Raw genomic sequence first — 6250 nt, 5'->3', positions numbered from 1 at the left:
CCAGCGTTCGTCCTGAGCCAGGATCAAACTCTCCGATAGAAAGCTTAATCTAGCTTTTAAAACAATGTTTTGTTTCCGTAGAAACAACTACTTACATGGCGTTTCGTTCAGTTTTCAAAGATCGATTGTCTTTCAATCTATCAATCTATCAATCTCGGTTGATTTCGCCGAGTGACAAATTCTATTTTACCAACAACATGTTAACTTGTCAATAACTTTTTATGATCGTTTTTGCAAGCAACGTTGTTGTTGCGAAGTGACAAGATTCATCTTACCATCGATTTCTAGCTTCGTCAACTATTATCTTAAAATAATTTAAACTACCTCTACAGATTTGTAGAGGTAGTTTAATATTAACCTGTTAGCACTTCTTCCTCAGGGTATCTAATCTTAGGAGTCTTCTTTGATGCAAAGATAAAGGCAAGTGTTAATGGGCCTAGTTTCCCCACCATCATTATCATGATTAACGTTACTTTTCCTATAGTATCAAGATGAGTTGTTAACCCCATTGAAAGGCCAACAGTTCCGAACGCTGAAACAACTTCATAGAGATTAGCTATAAATGATGATTCCTGTGTTAGTTCAAGTATAAAAACTCCGAGAAAGACAACACCTGTTGATATCACAGTTATAGCAAGTGCCTTGATGACAATTGTAAAGGCTAATGTTTTGTGAAAGACTGTAATTTCATTCTTCCCTTTTAAAAATGTGTTTACAGATAAGAGCATAGCGATAAACGTTGTTAATTTAATACCACCACCAGTTGAGGCGCTCCCTGCACCTATAAACATTAAACAAACCGTAAAGAAGAGTGAGGCTTCTTCCATACTTCCGATGTCAACCGAATTAAATCCAGCTGTTCTGGGGGTTACAGCCTGAAAAAAAGCTCCCCATCCTTTTCCGACAGTATTAAGTGGACCAAGTGTTGCAGGATTATTCCACTCTAAAGCAAGAATAACTATAAAGGCTATCACATTTATTACGACAGTACCGATCACCATTAACTTTGTATGCAAGCTTAATTGCCAGAAATGCTTTTTTTCTTTTAAATCTATTAAAACAGTAAAACCAATTCCTCCAAGAATAAATAATAATGCAATTGTTATATTTACCACCGGATCGCTAACATATGCTGATAAGCTATCGGACCATATAGAAAAACCGGCATTATTATATGAAGATATGGAATGAAAGATTGCCGCATATATTCCGGTACCTACTCCGTAAACCGGAATCCACCTGATAGAAAGGATGACCGCTCCAATGACTTCAATTAAAAGAGAGAAGATAAAAAGGTTCCTTACAAGTTTGATGACTCCTCCCAACCCTTTTTGATTGAGTGACTGAGAAATCAATAACCTTTGAGATACGCCGATTTTCTTTCCAATTAGAATAAATATGACTACTGCAAAAGACATAATTCCGAGACCACCAACTTGGATAAGCAACAAAATAACGATTTCACCAAACATCGTATAAGCAGAACCAGTATCCACTACGACAAGTCCAGTGACTGTAATAGCTGATATAGCTGTAAACCAAGAATCTAACCAGGTGATAGAAGTGGTTGTGGCCTGTGGAAGCTTTAACAACAATGTCCCTAGCGTACTAACAATAAGGAACAGAAAGAGTAAAGCACGAGGTGGATTGAGTAGTGGTTTGGCAGGTTTCAAATTCGAACCCTTCTTCCTTTATAAAGGATCTACGACAATAAATTAGTTCTCTAATGATATTACGAATCGACCATTTAGAAGAACAAAATAAAAAACACAGGGGCACTGTGTTTTCACAAAAACTTGTCCCATACAGTTTGAAGTATCCTACCATAGGCAGGTTTCACCTCATAAAGAGTTGAGTATTGCCCTCTGCTTTCAAAGAGTTACCTTCATTCTCTTATAATTGAGATAATAATACATCGAAGCATCAGAACAAGTAAAGAACATTATTTATTTCTTTTCTATATGAAAATACAAGTGATGATGAAGCTTACAACCTTCATTAAAATTCGCTTTGCAGTTGGGGCACTTCGAATCTGAGGCAAGATATTCATGAACGGGCATTTCCGTTTTGCATTTTCCACATAATATGGCTTTCTCATTAAACTTGTTCGCTGGCCAAATATTAACTTCATGATTTGCGGTTTCTTCATGACATGTAATACAAGGATAATACTCCTTACAACAATAGAACTTAATCGCAACAATATCTAATTGACTATGATAATGTTCACACCTCGTTTCGTTATCGTAAATCTTTCCTTTAATCTCTATCGAATCCATACGTATTTAAATCTCCCCTCACCCTCATCTTAAAACAACTAGTAGTCGCAAATTTACTTTCTCATTTATAACAATCTATGTTAGCTATTTTAACGATGTAGAAAGGTAGCAGTTGATCTAAAACGCTTTACCTGTTCTTCTTTCATACATATCTTACATAATGAATACCCTTTGTTCTTTCTAATAACATCACTCATATTCAAAAGCTCTTCAAGATTATCTGAACATACTTTCTCTACTTTCGTTCTTGCTCCATGATCTTTCTCCCGCCATAGTGTCCGACAATCTGCTGTATGAATTTTGTTATATCCGGGGTCTGACCCTTTGAAATGATTGAATACATATCCCTCGGGATTTAGTTGATGCCACCCTAAATAGCGCTGTTCATTTTCCTTATAAATACTGATCATGGTTCAGCCTCCTAATGTTTCATCACTAAACCATGTTCTCTACGCCTAGCACTTAGCCTCTTTACATTATATTACATTTTCGTTTAATTTTTTTATCCAAATGTTATTTGTCCATATAATGAAAAAGTACGAAGATAACGTTATAACGAAAAGAATAGGATAAACATAACCATTAGGCACATGAAGAGTACCTATCTTAACCAAGTAGTAGTCAAAAATAGCGAACAGAAACAAAAATCCTAAGATACTGTATCTCCTAATGTAAAGTGCTAGAACAATGAACAAGGACTTACATATGATTAATAAAGTAGAGAATGTAATATTGTCTCTGTAGATGTTCTCAAACCACCCAACATGGAAGTAAAAGTCTGGAAGGGCTAAGAATAATAGAAAAAGCTTATTAGAAAGAAAGAAAATCAGAGAGAAGAATAACGCTACAAAGCGAATAAGCGTATAGTCGAGAATCAAATTGTAAAATACTTTAACAAGGAAGAAAGTAACGAGTAGAAAGATTCCCGTATAATATGTGCGCCACCAGTTATGATCATAGATGTTTAAATAGAGAAACATCTCCTCTATTCCAATGAAAAGCATGACAAGTGAAAACACACCCTTCAGCCGGACTTGATAAGCTGTTACTACAATAGCTGCAGCAGGGACCGAAAAAGCTTGTGAAGACAAATCTCCTACAATACTGTCATAAACACCGATTGATAAGAGATGAGGTTTGTACGTATAGCTATTCAAAAGAATTAAAATGATATATTCAAAAACATAGGCTAACCCAGCGATAAAAAAGTAATGCGTTAAATAAGATAAGTCTTTTGTGCTAACAAAAATCCAAATGAGTACACCTATACTTATAACTGTTAACAAAAGGTATGGAATATAATTCGCCATATTTTTTCTCACCATTTTCAATAATTATGAGACTTGAAATTGTCTCTGCTTATGAATGCTTCAATATCCACTAGTCTATCCATCTCTTCTTCTTTTTAAGAGCCCAAGGAAGCCGGTTTCATATGATAACAATTTGGGTAAGAAGTAATTGACTATTTCAACAAAAAAAGGGTGGAAATCCCCCACCCTAAGCATAACTCGTTTTTGTTTTAGACCTTTTTCTATCAAAGAACATATAAGCAAGTAGAACAATGCATCCAACTAGAGACATATACCCCATAAAGCTATATAAAGCAGAACCAGAAGCTTCTTCGAAGATTATACCTCCGAACAATGAACCTAAGATCCCTGATAAACCGAAAAAGACAGAGATAAATAGCAAATGCCCTGTAGCTTGCAGATTTGCCGGAACTAACTTAGTCACATATTGGAAGGCTGAAACATAAAACACACCAAATGTAACACCATGAAGCACCTGCATTAGGATTGCTCCTATTGGACCACTAACATAAGCTAGGATGATCCATCTTAGTGCATATATCAAACCAGCAATGAAAATAAACACTATTTCATTATATTTTCTAAACCAATAATGGCTTGTAGCAAAAATGACAGCTTCACTTGCGACCGCTACGAACCAGGCTATCCCAATTTGAGACTCATTTCCTCCAAGCTCAGTCAAGTAGATTCCAATGAAACTGTCGTTTGCCCTGTGAGGAATTGTCAAAAACATGATCGCAGCAAGAAAGAAAAGAAACCTTGGATTCTTACCTATCCTTACTGCGTCTAGTACTGTAACAGGTTTGTTACCCGTTTTTACATCTGAAATTTTCATAGCAGTTAAAAACGCAAATGTAATCATAAATAAGAAAGGAAGCAGAATGAATTCAATTCCAGCAAAAGAAAAAAACTGACCGACAAGAAGGGTCGATGAAGCGAATCCAATCGATCCCCAGGTACGAATACTACCAAAGTTCTTATTAAAACGCGCAGCTGTTTTAACCGCAAGACTATCACCAAGCGCTCCAGTAGGAGACATGAAAACATAGAAAATAGCAGCTGAGAATAATATTAATATGTAGCTTTGGCTTGTGAGTAGGAAGACGCTAACAATAAATACTCCAATCAACGTAACTAGTAGTACCTTTTTGATCGTTCCTGTTTTGTCACTTATGTAGCCCCAGAATGGCTGAGCGAGAATAGCAGCTAATGGACCAATAGCAAGAATGGATCCGATTTTGGATTCCGACATACCAGAGTGTTGAAAATAGACAGGCATATAACTAATTATAATTGTGTTTGAAGCATGGAAAAAGAACAAAAATAGACTAAGATAGAAAACCGAATCCCTTTTTTTCATCTGAGAGCACCTCTCTCTTTAGCAAATGGTGTTCTCAATTACTCTATAGCATACCCAAAGCAATAGCAATGTCTTCTGTTGAATAATAAGTCTGCCTTTCGCCACCAAACTACACTGTTTTCATATTTACTAACATTTTTAAGAGTGGATATGAATATCCTGTAGAAATATCCAATTTAGTGCTATTCCAAAAGCAGATAATGGGGGATTTCTATGGAAAAAAGAAATGAGTTAGCTACCTCGAATATAGATCTGATTTTTCATCATCTTTCAGACCTCATCTTTCAAATTCGCGTTGTTGACGTTCACCATTATGAAATCGAAGCTGTGAACGAAGCCTATTTATCCAATTATGAAACCTCTAAAGATGACTTATCAGGTAAGAGAGTAGAAGAATTTCTTGGAGTCGATCAAGGTCTACAAGCGATAAGACGTTTTCAAGAAGCGATTTTTCACCAAGAACCCATTCATTTCGAAGAAGGATATTCCTTCCCTAAACAAGGATACAGAGTGTTCGACATTACGCTAGTTCCGATTGTAGAAGGTGGTACTGTTTCAAGACTTATAGGAGCCGCTAAGGATATAACTGAAAAACGATTAAGTGAAGAACAAATCGCTCAATCGGAAAAGTTATCTGTTGTTGGCCAGCTCGCCGCAGGAATTGCTCATGAGTTACGAAATCCACTAACTTCACTAAAAGGTTTCTTGAAACTCATTGATTATAAAAATACGAATACAGAGGTTGACCGCTACATTCAAGTAATGAATTCTGAATTTCAACGAATAGAACAGATTATTGATGAGTTTCTTATCCTAGCGAAACCTACTAAATCTAATTTCACTTATGAGAGGATTGATCAGCTATTAGATGAAGTTATTGAACTTCTTAATGGTCAGGCAAACATGAAATCAATTATTTTAAAGAAAAACTACTCTTCGACGCTTTCTCACGTATATGGTGAAAGGAATCAATTAAAGCAGGTTATTATTAATATTATTAAAAATGCACTAGAAGCTATATCAGAGGGAAATTCAAATGGAGAAATTCGGATTGAAGCTAAAGAGATACAGAATAAAATAATTGTTAGCATCCAAGATAACGGAAAAGGAATTCCCGAACAAGAATTAGAGAAACTCGGTTCGCCTTTTTTTACTACAAAGAAAGATGGAACAGGGCTCGGTCTTGCAATATGTAAACGGATCATTGGTAGGCATAATGGGGAATTAGAAATCACTAGTCAGCATGGAGAAGGTACAAGGATTACAATCACTCTTCCAAAATGTCCTTCACACTAACCCCC

Annotated in this window: 6 protein-coding genes; 1 reads left to right on the top strand and 5 read right to left on the bottom strand. The window is 35.9% G+C overall.

Annotation, left to right across the window (positions count from 1 at the left end; all coding sequences use genetic code 11):
• Positions 1-353: 353 nt before the first annotated feature.
• From FBF83_RS16765 to FBF83_RS16745, 5 genes are all read right to left on the bottom strand, one after another.
• Positions 354-1673 carry a TrkH family potassium uptake protein gene (locus FBF83_RS16765; RefSeq protein ID WP_136948290.1) on the bottom strand — a complete coding sequence of 440 codons (1320 nt, stop codon included), beginning with the start codon at positions 1671-1673 and terminating at the stop codon, positions 354-356.
• Positions 1674-1946: 273 nt separating this feature from the next.
• Complete coding sequence (locus FBF83_RS16760) at positions 1947-2279, bottom strand: CHY zinc finger protein (protein WP_136948289.1); 333 nt, start codon at positions 2277-2279, stop codon at positions 1947-1949.
• Positions 2280-2368: 89 nt separating this feature from the next.
• The gene (locus FBF83_RS16755) at positions 2369-2689 is read right to left on the bottom strand and encodes a hypothetical protein (RefSeq protein ID WP_136948288.1); all 321 of its coding nucleotides are present in this window, start codon (positions 2687-2689) and stop codon (positions 2369-2371) included.
• 66 nt (positions 2690-2755) lie between these two features.
• Entirely contained in the window at positions 2756-3589 is an 834-nt protein-coding gene (locus tag FBF83_RS16750; RefSeq protein WP_136948287.1) for a hypothetical protein, read from the bottom strand.
• A gap of 187 nt (positions 3590-3776) precedes the next feature.
• Positions 3777-4949, bottom strand: a complete 1173-nt coding sequence (locus tag FBF83_RS16745) for an MFS transporter (RefSeq protein ID WP_136948286.1) — start codon at positions 4947-4949, stop codon at positions 3777-3779.
• 213 nt (positions 4950-5162) lie between these two features.
• Between FBF83_RS16745 and FBF83_RS16740 the strand changes: the two genes are divergently transcribed.
• Positions 5163-6245: an ATP-binding protein gene (locus FBF83_RS16740; RefSeq protein WP_136948285.1), complete on the top strand. Its 1083-nt coding sequence runs from the start codon at positions 5163-5165 to the stop codon at positions 6243-6245.
• Positions 6246-6250: the final 5 nt, after the last annotated feature.

This window comes from Guptibacillus hwajinpoensis (assembly GCF_005144865.1).
GTDB lineage: Bacteria > Bacillota > Bacilli > Bacillales > Guptibacillaceae > Guptibacillus > Guptibacillus hwajinpoensis_A.
Note: the sequence above shows the minus strand (reverse complement) of the source record. Positions and strands in the feature narration are given on the sequence as shown.

Excerpts from the sequence above, each read along its gene's own strand:
- FBF83_RS16760 (WP_136948289.1), bottom strand. The coding sequence starts at position 2,279 with ATGGATTCGATAGAGATTAAAGGAAAGATTTACGATAACGAAACGAGG.
- FBF83_RS16755 (WP_136948288.1), bottom strand. The coding sequence starts at position 2,689 with ATGATCAGTATTTATAAGGAAAATGAACAGCGCTATTTAGGGTGGCAT.
- FBF83_RS16750 (WP_136948287.1), bottom strand. The coding sequence starts at position 3,589 with ATGGCGAATTATATTCCATACCTTTTGTTAACAGTTATAAGTATAGGT.
- FBF83_RS16745 (WP_136948286.1), bottom strand. The coding sequence starts at position 4,949 with ATGAAAAAAAGGGATTCGGTTTTCTATCTTAGTCTATTTTTGTTCTTT.
- FBF83_RS16740 (WP_136948285.1), top strand. The coding sequence starts at position 5,163 with ATGGAAAAAAGAAATGAGTTAGCTACCTCGAATATAGATCTGATTTTT.